At 40.8% G+C, this 15,830-nt stretch carries 16 protein-coding genes and 1 pseudogene; all 17 read right to left on the bottom strand.

Annotated elements, in window-relative coordinates:
- Positions 1-37: 37 nt before the first annotated feature.
- The 17 genes and pseudogenes from hisA to KFV02_RS00415 all read right to left on the bottom strand — a co-directional run bounded on the left by hisA (position 38) and on the right by KFV02_RS00415 (position 15,827).
- On the bottom strand, positions 38-769 hold the full coding sequence (gene hisA / locus KFV02_RS00495) for a 1-(5-phosphoribosyl)-5-[(5-phosphoribosylamino)methylideneamino]imidazole-4-carboxamide isomerase (RefSeq protein ID WP_252379568.1): 732 nt from the start codon (positions 767-769) through the stop codon (positions 38-40).
- On the bottom strand, positions 766-1,389 hold the full coding sequence (locus KFV02_RS00490) for a hypothetical protein (RefSeq protein WP_252379567.1): 624 nt from the start codon (positions 1,387-1,389) through the stop codon (positions 766-768). The genes hisA and KFV02_RS00490 overlap by 4 nt, the downstream gene beginning before the upstream one ends.
- The gene (gene hisB / locus KFV02_RS00485; RefSeq protein ID WP_252379566.1) at positions 1,389-1,973 is read right to left on the bottom strand and encodes an imidazoleglycerol-phosphate dehydratase HisB; all 585 of its coding nucleotides are present in this window, start codon (positions 1,971-1,973) and stop codon (positions 1,389-1,391) included. Before hisB ends, KFV02_RS00490 begins: the two co-directional genes overlap by 1 nt.
- Positions 1,974-2,723 (bottom strand): twin-arginine translocase subunit TatC, encoded by a 750-nt coding sequence (gene tatC, locus KFV02_RS00480; RefSeq protein ID WP_434800274.1) that lies wholly within the window; start codon positions 2,721-2,723, stop codon positions 1,974-1,976.
- Positions 2,724-2,775: 52 nt separating this feature from the next.
- On the bottom strand, positions 2,776-3,141 hold the full coding sequence (tatB, locus tag KFV02_RS00475; RefSeq protein ID WP_252379564.1) for a Sec-independent protein translocase protein TatB: 366 nt from the start codon (positions 3,139-3,141) through the stop codon (positions 2,776-2,778).
- A 119-nt stretch (positions 3,142-3,260) separates the two neighbouring features.
- Positions 3,261-4,808, bottom strand: coding sequence for a glutamine-hydrolyzing GMP synthase (gene guaA, locus KFV02_RS00470; RefSeq protein WP_252379563.1), 1,548 nt, complete (start codon positions 4,806-4,808; stop codon positions 3,261-3,263).
- Between the two features lie 359 nt (positions 4,809-5,167).
- Positions 5,168-6,625 (bottom strand): IMP dehydrogenase, encoded by a 1,458-nt coding sequence (guaB, locus tag KFV02_RS00465; RefSeq protein ID WP_252379562.1) that lies wholly within the window; start codon positions 6,623-6,625, stop codon positions 5,168-5,170.
- A 151-nt stretch (positions 6,626-6,776) separates the two neighbouring features.
- On the bottom strand, positions 6,777-7,484 hold the full coding sequence (locus KFV02_RS00460; RefSeq protein ID WP_252379700.1) for an ABC transporter ATP-binding protein: 708 nt from the start codon (positions 7,482-7,484) through the stop codon (positions 6,777-6,779).
- Complete coding sequence (locus KFV02_RS00455; protein WP_252379561.1) at positions 7,477-8,265, bottom strand: ABC transporter ATP-binding protein; 789 nt, start codon at positions 8,263-8,265, stop codon at positions 7,477-7,479. Before KFV02_RS00455 ends, KFV02_RS00460 begins: the two co-directional genes overlap by 8 nt.
- A gap of 168 nt (positions 8,266-8,433) precedes the next feature.
- Positions 8,434-9,663, bottom strand: a complete 1,230-nt coding sequence (locus KFV02_RS00450; protein ID WP_252379560.1) for an ABC transporter permease subunit — start codon at positions 9,661-9,663, stop codon at positions 8,434-8,436.
- Between the two features lie 174 nt (positions 9,664-9,837).
- Positions 9,838-10,741: pseudogene (locus KFV02_RS00445) on the bottom strand (branched-chain amino acid ABC transporter permease).
- Positions 10,742-10,868: 127 nt separating this feature from the next.
- The gene (locus KFV02_RS00440; RefSeq protein WP_252379699.1) at positions 10,869-11,978 is read right to left on the bottom strand and encodes a branched-chain amino acid ABC transporter substrate-binding protein; all 1,110 of its coding nucleotides are present in this window, start codon (positions 11,976-11,978) and stop codon (positions 10,869-10,871) included.
- Positions 11,979-12,525: 547 nt separating this feature from the next.
- Positions 12,526-13,098 (bottom strand): tetratricopeptide repeat protein, encoded by a 573-nt coding sequence (locus tag KFV02_RS00435; protein WP_252379559.1) that lies wholly within the window; start codon positions 13,096-13,098, stop codon positions 12,526-12,528.
- Entirely contained in the window at positions 13,091-13,219 is a 129-nt protein-coding gene (locus tag KFV02_RS00430) for a CcmD family protein (RefSeq protein WP_353617274.1), read from the bottom strand. Before KFV02_RS00430 ends, KFV02_RS00435 begins: the two co-directional genes overlap by 8 nt.
- Positions 13,220-13,370: 151 nt before the next feature.
- Positions 13,371-14,024, bottom strand: coding sequence for a cytochrome c biogenesis protein (locus KFV02_RS00425; protein ID WP_252379557.1), 654 nt, complete (start codon positions 14,022-14,024; stop codon positions 13,371-13,373).
- A 416-nt stretch (positions 14,025-14,440) separates the two neighbouring features.
- Positions 14,441-15,112, bottom strand: a complete 672-nt coding sequence (locus tag KFV02_RS00420; RefSeq protein WP_252379556.1) for a heme exporter protein CcmB — start codon at positions 15,110-15,112, stop codon at positions 14,441-14,443.
- Positions 15,102-15,827, bottom strand: coding sequence for an ABC transporter ATP-binding protein (locus KFV02_RS00415; RefSeq protein ID WP_353617273.1), 726 nt, complete (start codon positions 15,825-15,827; stop codon positions 15,102-15,104). Before KFV02_RS00415 ends, KFV02_RS00420 begins: the two co-directional genes overlap by 11 nt.
- Between the last annotated feature and the right edge of the window lie 3 nt (positions 15,828-15,830).

Raw genomic sequence — 15,830 nt, 5'->3', positions numbered from 1 at the left:
CTTTGGGAGGCCGTGCCTTGAGTGGGGCATCAGGGGTCTATCCTTGGCTTTCCAGCCACTCAATGGCCTCTTTGAAATCCAGGCTTCCAGAATAAATGGCCCTGCCCGTGATTACTCCTTCCAGCCCTCGCTCTTTTAAGGGGTAAACTTTCTTAATATCTTCTAATGTAGCTATACCACCTGCTACGATTACCGGAACAGAAGAAAGATTTAAAACCTCTTGCAAAGAGGTCTGATTTACCCCAACCTGCATCCCATCACGAGTAATATCAGTAAAAATGATGAACGCGCTTCCAAGCCGGATAAGTTCCGGAATAGCCTGTTCTATTGTCACGCCGGTATCTTCAACCCAGCCCTTTGATTTAAGTTTGCCATTTTCTGCATCCAAGGAGACGCCAACTTGACCAGGATAAAGCGCACACAACTTAGCAAACAATTCTTTGTCTTCTAAAGCCATAGTACCGATAATTATGCGGGTCACACCGGCATCAATATAGGCTTTGGCGATATCCAAATCCCGAATTCCACCTCCCAATTGCACTGGGATGTTCACGGTTTGACAAATTTTTTCAATCAGGCGAAAGTTTTTAGGCCGTCCGGAAAAGGCCCCATCTAAATCCACCAAATGAAGCCATTTTGCTCCCAATTCTTCCCAATGGCTGGCCATCTGTACAGGATCATTGGAAAAGACTGTGACCTCATGTTCTAAGCCCTGTTTCAACCGTACGCACTGACCATCTTTGATATCTACCGCCGGAAAAATGATCATAAACCTAGCTCCTTAAGACCTCTATCAATTCCTTCCCTGGCCAAGTTAATGGCAGTTATCCACTTACCACCCCTTCTGAAAAATTTGCCGATATCTAAAATATTTTCACTTAAAGACTTTTGTTCTTCTTCAAAATGAAACCTGCGCATTTGTTTATTTTTTACATCAATCAAATACAGATCAAGAATAACAGCTGCCGGGATTTCAGCCCCCCATTCCTTTCCCTGTCTTTCCTGCCATTTGAAAACAAAAGGTACTAAAATAAAATCAACAGGCACACATTGACCAACTTTTACCCAATATTTGAAAGCGGACAATCTTGACTTATCTTCCCGCCCTATGACCAGTTCCTGGCACTGGCGAACAATTTTTGGACCGACAAAGTCCTGACCTCTCTCATTTACCAATTGAGACAAAAGGGTATCCAACTCACCTAACACCTGGGGAGAAATTTCTTTGGTCTCATAAATATATCCGGCCAACATTTCCCAGCTATGTCTCGGCTGAGAAAACCCGGCTACAGCCAGTGTCGCACCTGGTTCAAAAAACAGTGCTTTTGGTTTTGTGGCACAGGAAGACAATAAAAAAACAATAATTATTAACCCTAGACCCTTTTTCATCAATCCAGGCTCCCTTTGGTACTGAGAACCTGTTTCCTACCCAAAGACAGACCCTCTTTTAATGCTAATCCCAAGGCCTTAAACGCAGACTCCACCAGGTGATGCCCATTCTGACCGTAATGAAAAATAATATGCATATTGATCCTGGCATTAAAAGCCAGGGTCTTAAAAAACTCCCGCCACAAATCTTTTTCCTGTCCGGATATAATTGGTGGCAAAAGGCCATCTCCAAGGTACACAAGATAGGGGCGTCCAGATATATCCACTATTACCTCAGCCAAAGCCTCGTCCATAGGTACTTTGGCACAGCCAACACGATTTATACCCTTTCGGTCACCCCAAGCTTCAGCTAGTGCCTGTCCCAGACAAATGGCAATATCTTCCAGGCTATGATGAGCATCAATATGCAAGTCACCCGAACATTTGATATTTAAATCAAAACCAGCCCAAAAAGCCATTAAATCCAGCATATGGTCAGCAAAACCAAAGCCGGTTACGATCCTATTTTGTCCCTCTCCATCCAGGTTAACCTGGACGGATATCTTGGTTTCTGATGTATCCCTTTCTATTTTTGCTTTGCGCATTTAACCTTCCTCTTTTTGGGCTAATTCCTGGGAACTACCTTCTTCCTTCTTTTTCTTGCCAAAGAAATGAGCCACCCAAATTCCCAGTTCATAAAGGATAATAAGAGGACCGGACATAAATATCTGGGTAACCACATCAGGTGGCGTCAAAATTGCTGAGACGATAAAGGCAATGAGTATCGCGTATTTTCTCTTTTTTCTTAAGCCATTCGCGGTAACCATGCCCAATCGGGCCAGGAAAAAGATAAACAAAGGCAACTCAAAAATTACACCAAAAGCAAATAATAACTTGATAGAAAAACTCAAATATTCGCGAACTGAGGGCATGGGCCGAATAAAATCGGTAGCAAAACCCATAAAAAACTGAAATCCAAAAGGAAAAACTACAAAATATCCAAATAGGGCCCCCACTACAAAGAAAAATGCTGAAAAAAATGCAATTGGAAGGATATATTTTTTTTCAGTATCATAGAGTCCCGGGGCAATAAACTTCCAGAGTTGATAAAAAATAAACGGACTGACTAAAAAAAGTCCGGCCACAAATGAAACTTTAAGGTAAGTAAAGAAAGCTTCGGGTAGGGAGGTAAAAATCAGTGTGCTTTCCGGAGGGAGAGCAGTAAGCAAAGGCTCCATCAAAAGCTCAAAAAGTCTCTCCGAAAAAGGATAGCAGACTGCAAAACCGATTACTGCGCCAATGATACAACGTATAAGCCTCTGACGTAGTTCCTCCAGGTGCTCAGTAAAAGTCATCTCCCCTTCCAGGGGGGCATCCTGCTCAGGAGTATTCTCTTTTACCTCTTCTTTAACCATTTATCTCTTCCTTAAGACTAGCACGTTTTTTTGTACTGCTTTCTTCCTCATCCAAATCACCTTCAATTAGAACTTCCTCTTCCTGGTCATCTTTTGTCTCTTCATTTTTAAGAGAACTTTCCGAACTTTCCTCTTGCTCTATGGTCTTGAAATCTTTTTTTACCTCTTCTTTGGTTCTTCTTTCCTCCTCCTTCTCTACTTCCATTTCAATCGTTCTCTTGACATCACTACTTACACGCCTGAATTCAGCCATGGCCTTGCCCAAAGTCTTTGCTATTTCCGGTAGTTTGGAAGGCCCAATAACAATTAAGGCAACAACCAAAATAATAAGCAATTCTGTTGAACCAATACCAAACATTCTATTTTCCTTTTTCTATTTCAACAACCAAACTTTAACCCCTAACTCCGCAGCTTCGCTTACCAAATAACCCAATTAATCAAACTATAATTAAATCAATCCAGTCAAAAATCCAGTTCCTATTCCCATTCAATAGTGCTGGGAGGTTTTGAGGAAATATCATAAACAACCCTGTTTACACCTTTAACTTCATTGATAATTCTGTTGGATATCCGAGCCAGTAGCTCAGAAGGCAATCTTGACCAATCAGCTGTCATGGCATCTATGCTATCTACCACGCGCAAAGCAATAACATGTTCATAGGTTCTTTCATCTCCCATAACACCAACAGTCTTTAAAGGCAAAAGCACGGCAAAACCCTGCCAGACCTTACGATACCAATCAGAAGCCTTTAACTCACTTTGAACTATCTTATCTGCTTGGCGTAAGATATCCAACTTTTCCGGTGTCACTTCGCCAATAATACGAATGGCCAAACCAGGGCCCGGGAAAGGATGACGCCAGACGATAAAATCGGGCAAACCCAATTCAACAGCAACCTTGCGCACCTCGTCCTTAAACAGCTCCCGGAGAGGCTCCACTAGTTTTAGCTGCATTTTTTCCGGTAGTCCACCAACATTGTGATGGCTTTTAATTACAGCAGAAGGACCTCTGAAAGAAACGCTTTCAATAACATCAGGATAAAGAGTTCCCTGGGCAAGCCATTTAACTCCGGGTATGGCCTTGGCTTCCTTTTCAAAAACTTCAATAAAAGTGTAACCAATAATTTTTCTTTTTTCTTCGGGATCTTCAACACCCTTTAGCCGCCCGAGAAAAAGATCCTGAGCTTGAACATACTTCAAATTCAAATCAAAATGTTCGCGCAAATAGCTTACAACTTCCTCGCCTTCATTCAAGCGCAAAACACCATTGTCAACAAAAATACAATGAAGCCTTTTGCCAATAGCCTTATTTAACAGAACAGCCACCACAGTGGAATCGATACCACCACTTAAAGCACAGACTACATGATCATCTCCAATCTGCTCACGAAGACTTTTTATTGTTGAATCAATAAAAGAGGACATAGACCATGTAGGTTTTAATCCTGCAATCTTAAATAAGAAGTTGTTAATAATTCTATCCCCTTGTTCTGTGTGAGCCACCTCCGGATGAAATTGGAGAGCATATATATTTTTCTGAGCATTACCTATGGCTGCCACATCGATGCTTTCTGTCTTAGCCAAAATTTCGAAGCCTGGAGGAGGACTCAGAACCGTATCACCATGGGACATCCACACGGTTAGTTTATCTTTAACCTCAACCCCCTCCCACAGAGGAGAATCTGAGATTATCTCCAGTTCGGAACGACCGTATTCCCTATCCTTTGCAGGAGTTACCTCACCCTTAAACATATGAGCAATAAGCTGCATCCCATAGCATATACCAAGGATAGGAAGTCCCCACTCAAACACTTCCGGATCAATCTTTGGAGCATCAAGTTCACAGACACTTGCCGGGCCACCGGACAAAATTATAGCCTTAGGAGATAAACTTTTTAGTTCATCTATATCTATAGTACAGGGATGAATTTCTGAATAAACACCAGCTTCCCTGATCCTCCTGGCTATTAATTGGGTATACTGGGACCCAAAATCAAGAATAATTACTTTATCTTCAATATGCATAATTACCTTTCCTTGTAATTAATATTATATGATGCCACTGCAAAAATTAAAAATTTACAATTTTGACAAAAAACATCCTGTAACCTATTTAAATAATTCAACATTCATAATTCAAAATTCAACATTGCCTGCAAAAAGTCCCTTTTTGCAGGCGCATCTTATATAATTACATACTCTTTTAATAAAAGTTTATAAAATTTGTAAGACTTATTGTAACTGCAATAAATTGATTTTTAAAGTTTAAAAAAAAGAACCATCAATATAATACAATGCTCAAACATCTATAGTCTATAAAAACGATAAACAAATTTAATATCTTTTATCTTGTCCAATTCGCCGCCCAACGAGATAAATAAACCCTAATAATCTTCAATTCTATAGTTTGGGGCCTCTTTGGTGATAATAACGTCATGAACATGACTCTCTCTTAACCCTGCTAGAGTAATGCGCACAAATCTCCCCTTTTCTTGCAGTTCCTTAACACTTGCACAGCCAACATATCCCATTCCGGCACGCAAGCCACCAATAAGCTGGTAAATAGTCTCACTGACTGGCCCTTTAAAGGGAACCCGCCCTACAATTCCTTCGGGCACAAGTTTATGAGCCTTGTCCTGAAAATAACGATCCGAACTTCCTTCTTTCATGGCATCAATTGAGCCCATGCCTCTATAAATCTTGTAAGTTCGTCCCTGGTATAACACTGTTTCTCCTGGGCTTTCCTCAGTACCGGCTAACATACTGCCCATCATAACAGAGTCAGCACCTGCAGCAATTGCCTTAACTATATCTCCAGAGAACTTAACTCCGCCATCTGCAATCAAACAACAGTCAGCCTCACGGCAAGCCTTGACAGCCTCCATGATAGCTGTAACCTGAGGCACACCCACACCGGCTACTACTCTGGTAGTACATATGGAGCCTGGACCTATACCCACCTTAATTGTATCCGCCCCCGCCTTAATCAAGGCTCTAGCACCTTCATATGTAGCAACATTGCCAGCTACTAGATTACACTTGGGGAAATTTTTTCTTATTGCTTCAACAGATCGTATAATATTTTTTGAGTGTCCATGCGCAGAATCGAGAACAATAAAATCAGCGCCTGCCTTTATCAGGGCCTCCACACGAGCGTCTCGATCAGGGCCTACGCCAACTGCGGCACCAACTCTCAAACGACCAATTTCATCCTTGCATGCATTAGGATATTTTCTTATCTTCTCAATGTCTTTTATCGTAATTAACCCCTTCAATTTATTATCTTTGTCAACCACCAACAGCTTTTCAATCTTATTTTTCTGCAAAATTTTCTTGGCTTCTTCTAAGGTAGTTCCAACAGGCACTGTGACTAGGTTCTCGCTGGTCATAACTTCTTTAACCTTGGTAGCCATGTCCTGAACAAAACGCACATCCCTGTTGGTCACAATCCCTCGCAATTGATCATCCTCGACCACGGGAAGACCGGAGATACGGTATTCAGACATCAGCTTGAGCACATATCCTACATTATCTTCAGGAGAAACCGTCACGGGATCTATTATCATACCACTTTCAGATTTTTTTACCTTCTCCACCTCAAGCTTCTGTCGCTCAATGGACATATTTTTGTGAATGACTCCAACACCTCCAGCCCTGGCCATGGAAATAGCCATTCTGGATTCCGTGACTGTATCCATGGCTGCACTAATCAATGGTATATTTAAAACGATTCCCGGAGTAAGCTTTGTCTGCAAGTCTACCTGATCGGGCAGAACTTCTGAATAATTAGGAAGTAAAAGTACGTCATCAAAAGTTAAACCGGGACCTGTTATCTTTTCCATAATGTCCTCCAGAAATTTTAAGGTAATGGATTAGTGAGTAAATTATGTAAATGAGTGAAAGCGTAGTAGCAAAAAGATATATCACGCAAAGGTCAAATTGTCAGCCCTCTTAACACTAATCTTAATCTACTCAACAAGATCGAATATGATTCTAGAGACCTAAATAGGCCTTTTTAACTTCTTCGTTGTCTAGTAAATTTGAGGCTGAATCCTCCAGAGTAATACGCCCATTTTCCATGACATAGCCACGATGAGCTATCTTCAAGGCCTGATGGGCATTTTGCTCCACCAAAAAGATTGTCGTATTACTCTCTCTATTAATCTTTTTAATTATTTCAAAAATTTGTTTTATAACCAAAGGAGCCAGTCCCAGGGAAGGTTCATCCAAAAGCAAAAGCCTTGGCCTGGCCATTAAAGCCCTGGAAATCGCCAACATCTGCTGCTCTCCACCACTTAACGTGCCACCTTGCTGATTTCTTCTCTGGGCCAAAATAGGGAAAAGTTCAAATATATATTCCAGGTCTTTTTTGATCCCATCTTTATCTTTTCTTAAATAAGCTCCCATGTCCAAGTTTTCCATTACAGTCATATATGGAAAAATAAGCCGCCCCTCTGGAACTTGAACAATACCTAGGGCAACTATCTGATCTGTGGACATATTATGTATTGGCCTGCCTTCAAAGATTATTTCTCCGGACCTGGGAGGAACTACTCCACAAATAGACATTAATGTGGTTGTTTTTCCGGCACCATTGGCCCCTATCAAAGTAATGATTTCACCTTGTTTCACTTCAAGGGAAACATCATGCAAGGCCTGGATATTACCGTAAAATGTGTTTATATTTCTTAACTTAAGCATCATGATCCTCCCCAAGATAAGCCTTGATCACCTGGGGGTTTTCCTTGATCTCCTCCGGCCTACCTTTAGCTAGCATGCGACCATACTCCATTACATAAACAACATCGGAAATATTCATGACTAACTTCATATCATGTTCTATTAACAAGATGGCAATGTTTTCCTCATCTCTTATTTGCTGGATAAGATCTTTTAGCTCTGCTGTTTCCTGAGGGTTCATTCCAGCAGCAGGCTCATCCAGCAGAAGAAGTATTGGTTCGGTGGCCAAAGCTCGAGCAATCTCTAAGCGTCTTTGTGCGCCATAGGGTAAATTCATGGCCACTTCATTTACATATTTTTCCAATCCAACTTTTTCCAGGAGATTATAACTGAAATCAATAGTCTCCTGCTCTTCCTGCTTTGTTGACTTTCCACGAAATATGGCTCCTAAAATCCAGGACTTTGTTCGACAATGTCTGCCAATCATTACATTTTCCAGAACAGTCATATTGGGAAAAAGACGGATGTTCTGAAAAGTTCTGGCCATGCCCAACTCTGTAACTTTATTGGGCTTATAGCCATTAATTCTCTTCCTCTTATTACCCTTGGTCAGAAGATAAATATCTCCTTCAGTGGGCTCATAAATTCCTGTAATACAATTAAAAAATGTAGTTTTCCCCGCCCCATTAGGGCCGATTAACGCAACTATCTCATCTGGATGGACCTGCAGGTCCACACTGTTAAGAGCCCGTAAGCCCCCAAAATCCATACTCATTCCTTGAACATCTAGTATTGGCTGCATATCTTAAACAATTTTTAGTTTTATGTTTTAAGGTTTTAAAAACTCATACAAAATTAAGCCAGTCTGACACCCTGCAAAGACTCTAATGCTAGGTCAAAGAGTACTCGAAAAATTTTTTTTACTTTCTCAGTATTTCACATTTAATATTGTCGCTGACTGGTGCGGCAATTAGGTCGTGCTGTTTTTTGAAGCGGCGTCCAATCGACTTTTAGTATTATACTCATATTTACGCCGCACATTGGCAATAAGTCCCTGCGGCCTAAAAACCATCATCAAGACCATTGAGGCACCAAATATCAGCATCCGATAATCTGAAAAGGCACGTAAATATTCTGGTAGAAGAATCATAATAAATGCGGCTAAAATAACCCCAACAATAGATCCCATGCCACCAAGAACGACAATGGACAAAATTATGGCCGACTCAAGAAAAGTAAAACTGGCTGGATTGATAAAGGTTGTCTTGGCAGCAAATATTACGCCTCCAAAACCCGCCCAGGTTGCGCCTAAGGCAAACGCGGTGAGTTTAGTTTTTATCTTATCAATACCCATAGCCTGACATGCAATTTCATCTTCTCTTAATGCTAGCCAGGCCCGACCCAGTCTGGAGTTTTGCAGCCGGTTGACCACAAATATGGTTATCAAAGCCATAATAACCATTAAATAATAAATATAAATAGTAGCCGACTGAACATCTAAATCAATGCCAAAAAAACCAGGTCTGGGAATATTGGCTATTCCACTGGGGCCAAAAGAAAATTCATCCCAGTTCTCCAAGACCAGCCTGATGATTTCTCCAAAGCCCAGTGTGACAATGGCCAGGTAATCACCACGTAGCCTTAAGACAGGAAAACCCAATATAATACCGAAAATAGCAGCTAAAAAACCACCGATGGGTAAGACTGTCCAAAAACCTAACCCGTAATGATAGTTTAATAAGGCATAAGAATAAGCCCCAACAGCATAAAAGGCCACATATCCCAAGTCTAAAAGTCCGGCCAGACCAACAACAATATTTAGACCCAGGCCTAATAGAACGTAGATCAAAGCCGAGATCATTATATTGGTCTGGTAAGTAGAAAAAATCAGAGGAAAAACCAGGATAAAAATTAAAAACAAAAAATAAACGGGCCGACTGTAGCGAGGTTCAGATACTATTTTTTGCACCAAGCTAAGCTCTGCCTGGCCCATTTCTTTTTTCTTTGCGCCCTTCTCTTTTCTCTCTAGAAGGTAGCGCCACAAAAAAGAAAGAAAAAAACTTCCCACTCCCACGAAGAGCAGGTTCTTCCACCTCCATTGGACAATACCCTCAATAGTATCCACCCGAATCACCATGATGGGAAAAGTAAGAAACATAAACCATAAAGAAACAAGAATGGATTTTTTTAAGCCTGACATTAGCTCCTCTATACTGGTTTAATTAGTTTATTAGTTAATTGGTTATTAGCGGAGTGGTTGATTAGTTTGTAGTTGTCTGTAACTACTAAAAATTAAAATGTTGCTCTAAATTCACATGTGCCAATAAACCAATCAACCTTTCAGCCATTTCACCATTCAACCAATCAACAAAAGCTAAACTTTTTGTGTCGTTGACCTGCCCAATATACCTGCAGGACGAAAAATGAGGATTAATACTAAAAGACAAAAAGCGAATACATCTTCATAATCACTGGAAACATAGCCAGTTGCAAAACTTTCTGTCCAGCCCAGAACAAGCGCACCTAAAACTGCGCCAGGGATACTACCAATTCCTCCTAGTACTGCAGCGGTAAAAGCCTTAATTCCGGCAATAAACCCAATATAAAAATTTATTTGTCCAACATAGGAGGCAATCAAAACTCCACCTATGGCAGCCAAAGCCGAGCCAATAACAAAAGTCATAGAGATGACCCGGTCCACATTGACCCCGGTCAACATGGCCATCTTCTTGTTTTGTGCAGTTGCCCGCATGGCCTTTCCAATACGGGTAAACTTGATCAAAAAAGTCAATAAAACCATGACTACGGCGGTGGTCAAAATTATCACCAGCTCAGCTGATCCCATAATATGATAGTATGGCTCCATAAACTCAAATTCAGGAATAAGATTGGGAAATGGCAAGAAATCTGAAGTCTGAGCGAGCAGAACATAATTCTGCAAAAAAATTGACATCCCTATAGCACTAATGAGAGGCGATAGCCTTGGAGCATTACGCAAAGGCTTATAAGCTATTTTCTCAACGGTATATCCATAAAGCAGAAGAATAAACTACAGCAATCAGGGTTGCTAGGATAAGAATAGAGACTGTATTTAAACCTAAAAGTGACAAAACTCCGGCTACAATTAACGCTGTAAAGGCTCCAATCATATAGATTTCACCATGGGCGAAATTTATTAGTTCGATAATACCATAGACCATGGTATAGCCCAGGGCGATTAATGCGTAAATACTACCTTTTGTTAAGCCCCCAAAAAATAATTCGAGAAAGTAATCCATTTTTTTCTCTAACTGTGATGTTTTTAGTTTTAAGTTATTGGTTGAGACATAAGTACTTAGGTATAAAATATGATGCGCCCATCCGTTCAAGGTAGGATAGACGCATCAGAGTCATCAATGGTTATACCTATTTAACCTCTACAAATTTACCATTTTGAACCTGGTAAACAGAAAATCCTACGCCTTCAGCATCACCTTTTGCATCAAATTTAATTTTGCCTAATGGGGTGTTTACATACTGAGTACGTAAAACTTTTACAATAGATTCATATTTTGTTGAACCAGCCTTCTCAATGGCATTTAACAGGGCTTCTGTTGCTGCATAAGCATTTTCAAAGAAAGGTCCAGGATCGGTGCCAAAAACTTTTTTGTGTTCTTTAACTGCTTCCTTATACTCCGGATTATTGGAAACATCTCTTGGTCCAGACGCGTAAACGCCTTCAGCATATTTACCAGCTACTTTAATAAAAGATATATCTTTTACTCCATCACCTGCCAAGAAAGGAATTTTGACTCTTTTTCTACGCATTGTAGTCACAATTTTAGATGCCTCTGGATGGTAACCGCCAAAAAGCACGACATCCGGTTTTGCCCTTTTGATTTTTTGTACTACTGCTGAGTAATCAACACCGCCCGGGGTCACACCTTCAAAGAGAACTACTTTAGCCCGACCATCCTGCTCTATAAACTTTTTCTCCATTGTTGCCAGTCCCTTGCCGTAATCACCCTTGTCGTGAATAATGGCAACCTTTTTCGCCTTTAAATAATTCAAGACAAAGTCAACATCCAGTTTTGCCTGGGCATCGTCTGGAGCTATGGTTCTGAAGAAATTGGGATACATGCCGCTTTGAGTGAGCGGTGGGTTGGTAGAAGCAGGAGAGATAGCTACGATTTTAGCATCCTTATAAATAGTCAAAGCAGCCTTTGTAGCACCACTACAAATATGCCCAATTACCCCAGCAACACCATCAGAAACAAGCTTTGTAGCAACATTAGTTGCCAACTCGGGTTTACACTGATCATCTTCTTTAACAATTTCGATTTTTTTACCTAAAATGCCACCTTTAGCGTTATACTTGTCAATCACCAATTTTGCTGCATTTATTGAAGGCAAACCATAAGAGGCCAAGTCGCCGCTATGCGGACCTGCCACACCAATTTTGATTGTTTCCCCAGCAAAAACCAAGCCTGCACCAAGGACAACCAGGGCCACGGATAAAAATAAGCGGCCCAACATCTTGCCTGCAAAAATTCTGTTCATCTTAACCTCCTAAGATTTTTATGATATTTTTAGAGCATCAAGCCCTCTATTCACCTTCGGTTACTGAGTGCTGCGTAGCTATCATCAAGCAATAATACCTGTCAAACAAACTGTCTGGGTTGAGGAACTATTATTTAGAGTTTTAATTTTGTCAGCACGGCTTTAGATATGACACAAGATCAAGACTATAAAATTTTTTGATTTCTTATCCTCCAAGCATTCTTTCCTTGAGCCCCAGTATCCCTCAAAAAAACAGGCTCTTCATCAAAAAAAACTCAACATCTTTGAATTTTCTGCCATAAAAGTATTTTCAACGTCCTCAGTCCTCTATCCTGTTCTTGTTATCTTAATTCTTTCACAAACAGGTAAGATGCGCCTGCAAAAAGGGGCTTTTTGCAGGCAATGTTGAATTTTGAATGATGAATGTTGAATCATTTGAACAGGTTACAAGATGAAGATGTTTGTCAAAACTGTAAAATTTTAATTATTGCAGTTGCATCAGGTAACCTGCCAAAATCTAAAATTAATCTTTTTTTGGACTATGCATTTCTCTTTGCACTGCTTCTAAGAGTTCTTTATCGTCAGGTCGCATGTCTAAGATTTTTTGTAAATACTTCTTGGCCTCATCCTTGTTATCTAGATAATATTTGTATATGATAGCCAGGTTATAGTAAGCTCTGTAATTTTTGTTATCAATTTTAATTAATTTTAAGAATGTATCTCTTGCCTGTGGATATTTACCTAGCTCAAAATAACAGACACCTATCTGATTCAAAGCCATTTTATTCTCTGGTTCAATGGCTAAAACTCTGCCCCAAAAATCCATGGCCTTTTCCCAAGCACGCATATACATAAATCTGTTTCCAAGAGATGTTAAGACTTGGATATTATTAGGTTCTTTTTCCAGCGTCTGCATTAGAGTGACTATTTCCATCATGGGATTCTGGGCCTGTTCCTGCTTGTTATGGACAACAAGAGTCAGAGAAGGGGATTTTACTCTATAAACAAGTGAAGAAACAAAAATCAGAAGCAAGCACCCTAAACCAAAAAGACTTACAGTTTTTTGAACATTTATTAGATTCAATGCCCTACTCATTATTTAATAACTCCAATTGCTTAAGTTTTCTTTCTAACTTTTTTGCCTTGGTGGCCAGAAAAAATAGATAGCCACCGATTCCCAGCCAAATGATTACATTGCTAATAATCAAATACTTCACTTCTCTCCCCACTACTCCCAAGTTAAAAGTTGAACGCTAAAGAGTCTGTGGCCAAGCCTTACTTAAAAGGACAATATTTCATTTTTTTCAATCCTGATTTCTAAATCTGGTAATCAAAATATGGTTTGGCCACAGGCTCTAAAATGTAACATCAAAACTTGATTAAATCTTTTACTCTCTGTTCTACTATAATCTGTCTCCAACGCAGCCCAATAACAGATAAAGTCAAAAAACCCCAAGCAATAACGCAAATAATTACAGTATGCCACATTTCAGGCTCTAATCCTCCCCCCTTAGCAGCAAAGACAGCAGGATGAATGCTACGCCAAAGCCTGGCCGAAAAAAAGACCAGGGGGACATCCAAAAAAGCAACTATACCCAAAGCAGCGCAAATTTTTTTCCTTTTCTGTTCATTTAAGGGGGCAGTTCGTAAAACTAAATATCCGCTGTAGACAAACCACATGACTAAAGTCGTGGTCAAGCGCGGGTCCCAGGTCCACCATGTATTCCAGGCAGCGCGACCCCAAAGAGATCCGCTTATCAAGGCCAAGGTACTGAGCACCACGCCAAATTCCGCAGAAGCTCCCGCCAAGGCATCCCATTTACTATCCTCTTTTAACAGAAATAAAATACTTGCCGCAAAAACCACAAAAAAGCTGAACAAGGCCCACCAAGCCAGAGGAAGATGAAAGTAAAATATTTTTTGTACTAAACCCATTGTTTCTTCTAGTGGAGCATAGACCCAGATGAAATACTGGGATGCAATCAGGCCAATCAAAGCTAATACTGCAAGTGTTGCGGACAAACTACACTCCTTTTGAGTTTGTTAACTTTGTAAATCCCTTAACTTATCTTCCCAAATTCCTCTACATTCTTCCCATTCGCCCTGTTCGTCACCCCGACTCTAGAGCCTGTGGCCGAACCTTTTTATCAACATTTCCATGGTTTATTATAGTCTTGATTTCTTTCATGCTGGTACAAAGACTTGGACCAATCTAAATCTTGCTTGCGGACAGAGCATAATGGGATATTTTGGGTAAACAAATATTCTTTTTATTACCGATAGTTATGGTCAGCATCGCAAAATATTTACCCCATTCCTCCCGATGCTCTGTTTCTGCGCAAGCTTCACTAAGATTGGGTTACCCAAGCCATTTGTAATGCATTTCAGAAATCAAGACTTTCAATCAACGATTAAAATAGGATTTGGCCACAGGCTCTCTATTCCCCGGTATAGATAAAAGGAAATAAAATAAGCGCAGCTCCGGTAAACAGGGCGTCAAAAGAAAAAATAAGGCCGAACCAGGACCCGGGACTCTCTAAGGTTGCCCCAAAATATAAAGCACCTAGACGAATTCCGGCCAGAAGAAGCGGGATAAGAAGAGGAAAAACTATAATACTCAAAAGAGAGTCCTTGGTATTATGGCCTTGAGAAACAGCACCTAAAAGTGAGCCTATACTAACTAACCCCCAGTCTACGCCCAAAAGTAAAACCAGGGCCTTTGGCCAGGAAATCAGGGTTTCTTGCCCTAAAAACACGACCACTGCTGGCAAAAAAACTATCTGGGCCAAGAGCAGGAGCAAAGCTCCGGCCACAGCCTTGCCTACCCAGATCATTTGCACTGGAATTGGAGCCAAAATCAAACCAATGCGGGAGAGATTTTCCTCCTCTACAGAATACAAAGTATTAAATACAAGGATAAGGGCAAAGCTTGAAGCCAGCCAGAAGATGGCTGCCGCCCCCTGAGGCGAAACCTTTTCGCCCACAGGATTGGCCAGACTAAAGACAAAAATGAGTAGCAACCCCAAAAGAACGGCCTGAACCAGCCCTCCTCCACCAGAGAAGATAAGCTGCAGGTCTTTGCGGACAATAGCCCAGGTTTTAAGAGTCATTGGCACCCTCTAAAGAAAAATCCTCGCTTGGTCCGGAAAAGACAATCTTTTTCCCCTGAAGAAAAAAGATATGATCAGAAAAGGAAAACTCTTCAATATCATGACTTATCCAAACAACTCCTGCGCCATCGTTACGGGCTATTTCGATCTCTGAAATCAAACGATCACGGGAGTCTTTATCCAAACCGGTGCCTGGTTCATCTAAAAACAGAAGCCTGGGTTTTAGCATGATAACCCTGGCAAGACTGAGCCTCTGGGCCATCCCGCGAGAAAAATTTCCTGCTTTCTCATATACAAATGGCCCCAGATCAACGCGTTTTAATATCTGAACAAGTTCTTCTTCACTAAGACTCAAGCCATACATAGAATTCCAAAAGTTAAGGTTTTCAAGGGCGGAAAGAGAAGAATAAATAAAAGTTTGATGCCCGAGATAGGCAATCTGCTCCCTGGGAAGTGTGAGCCTCACTTCTCCTTGGCTGGGCTCAATGATCTCGGCCATAATTTTAAGCAATGTTGATTTACCCGCGCCATTGGGTCCGGCCAAAATATAAACACGTCCGGAGAGGATTTCCAGATTTATATCTTTAAAAATCAATCTCTGGCCAAAAAAATGAGCTATATTTTTTAAGCTGACCAACAACTGCCTGGCCGGGAGCTCTGCGTCAGGCTTAGGGGTATTGGCCCTGGCAACAGATTTGAATTCTTTTACACTCATCTT

Source organism: Desulfovulcanus ferrireducens, from assembly GCF_018704065.1.
Taxonomy (GTDB): Bacteria; Desulfobacterota; Desulfovibrionia; order Desulfovibrionales; family Desulfonatronovibrionaceae; genus Desulfovulcanus; species Desulfovulcanus ferrireducens.
The sequence above is the reverse complement of the archived record's forward strand: the minus strand, read 5'-3'. Positions and strand labels throughout refer to the sequence as shown.

What these genes read in the sequence shown, in the direction of transcription:
- guaB (WP_252379562.1), bottom strand. Translation starts at nt 6,625, where the DNA reads ATGGAAAAGATAACAGGTCCCGGTTTAACTTTTGATGACGTACTTTTA.
- hisB (WP_252379566.1), bottom strand. Translation starts at nt 1,973, where the DNA reads ATGCGCAAAGCAAAAATAGAAAGGGATACATCAGAAACCAAGATATCC.
- KFV02_RS00420 (WP_252379556.1), bottom strand. Translation starts at nt 15,112, where the DNA reads ATGACTCTTAAAACCTGGGCTATTGTCCGCAAAGACCTGCAGCTTATC.
- tatB (WP_252379564.1), bottom strand. Translation starts at nt 3,141, where the DNA reads ATGTTTGGTATTGGTTCAACAGAATTGCTTATTATTTTGGTTGTTGCC.
- KFV02_RS00440 (WP_252379699.1), bottom strand. Translation starts at nt 11,978, where the DNA reads ATGTTGGGCCGCTTATTTTTATCCGTGGCCCTGGTTGTCCTTGGTGCA.
- KFV02_RS00460 (WP_252379700.1), bottom strand. Translation starts at nt 7,484, where the DNA reads ATGCTTAAGTTAAGAAATATAAACACATTTTACGGTAATATCCAGGCC.
- tatC (WP_434800274.1), bottom strand. Translation starts at nt 2,723, where the DNA reads ATGACTTTTACTGAGCACCTGGAGGAACTACGTCAGAGGCTTATACGT.
- KFV02_RS00435 (WP_252379559.1), bottom strand. Translation starts at nt 13,098, where the DNA reads ATGAGTAGGGCATTGAATCTAATAAATGTTCAAAAAACTGTAAGTCTT.
- guaA (WP_252379563.1), bottom strand. Translation starts at nt 4,808, where the DNA reads ATGCATATTGAAGATAAAGTAATTATTCTTGATTTTGGGTCCCAGTAT.
- KFV02_RS00415 (WP_353617273.1), bottom strand. Translation starts at nt 15,827, where the DNA reads ATGAGTGTAAAAGAATTCAAATCTGTTGCCAGGGCCAATACCCCTAAG.
- hisA (WP_252379568.1), bottom strand. Translation starts at nt 769, where the DNA reads ATGATCATTTTTCCGGCGGTAGATATCAAAGATGGTCAGTGCGTACGG.
- KFV02_RS00455 (WP_252379561.1), bottom strand. Translation starts at nt 8,265, where the DNA reads ATGCAGCCAATACTAGATGTTCAAGGAATGAGTATGGATTTTGGGGGC.
- KFV02_RS00450 (WP_252379560.1), bottom strand. Translation starts at nt 9,663, where the DNA reads ATGTCAGGCTTAAAAAAATCCATTCTTGTTTCTTTATGGTTTATGTTT.
- KFV02_RS00490 (WP_252379567.1), bottom strand. Translation starts at nt 1,389, where the DNA reads ATGAAAAAGGGTCTAGGGTTAATAATTATTGTTTTTTTATTGTCTTCC.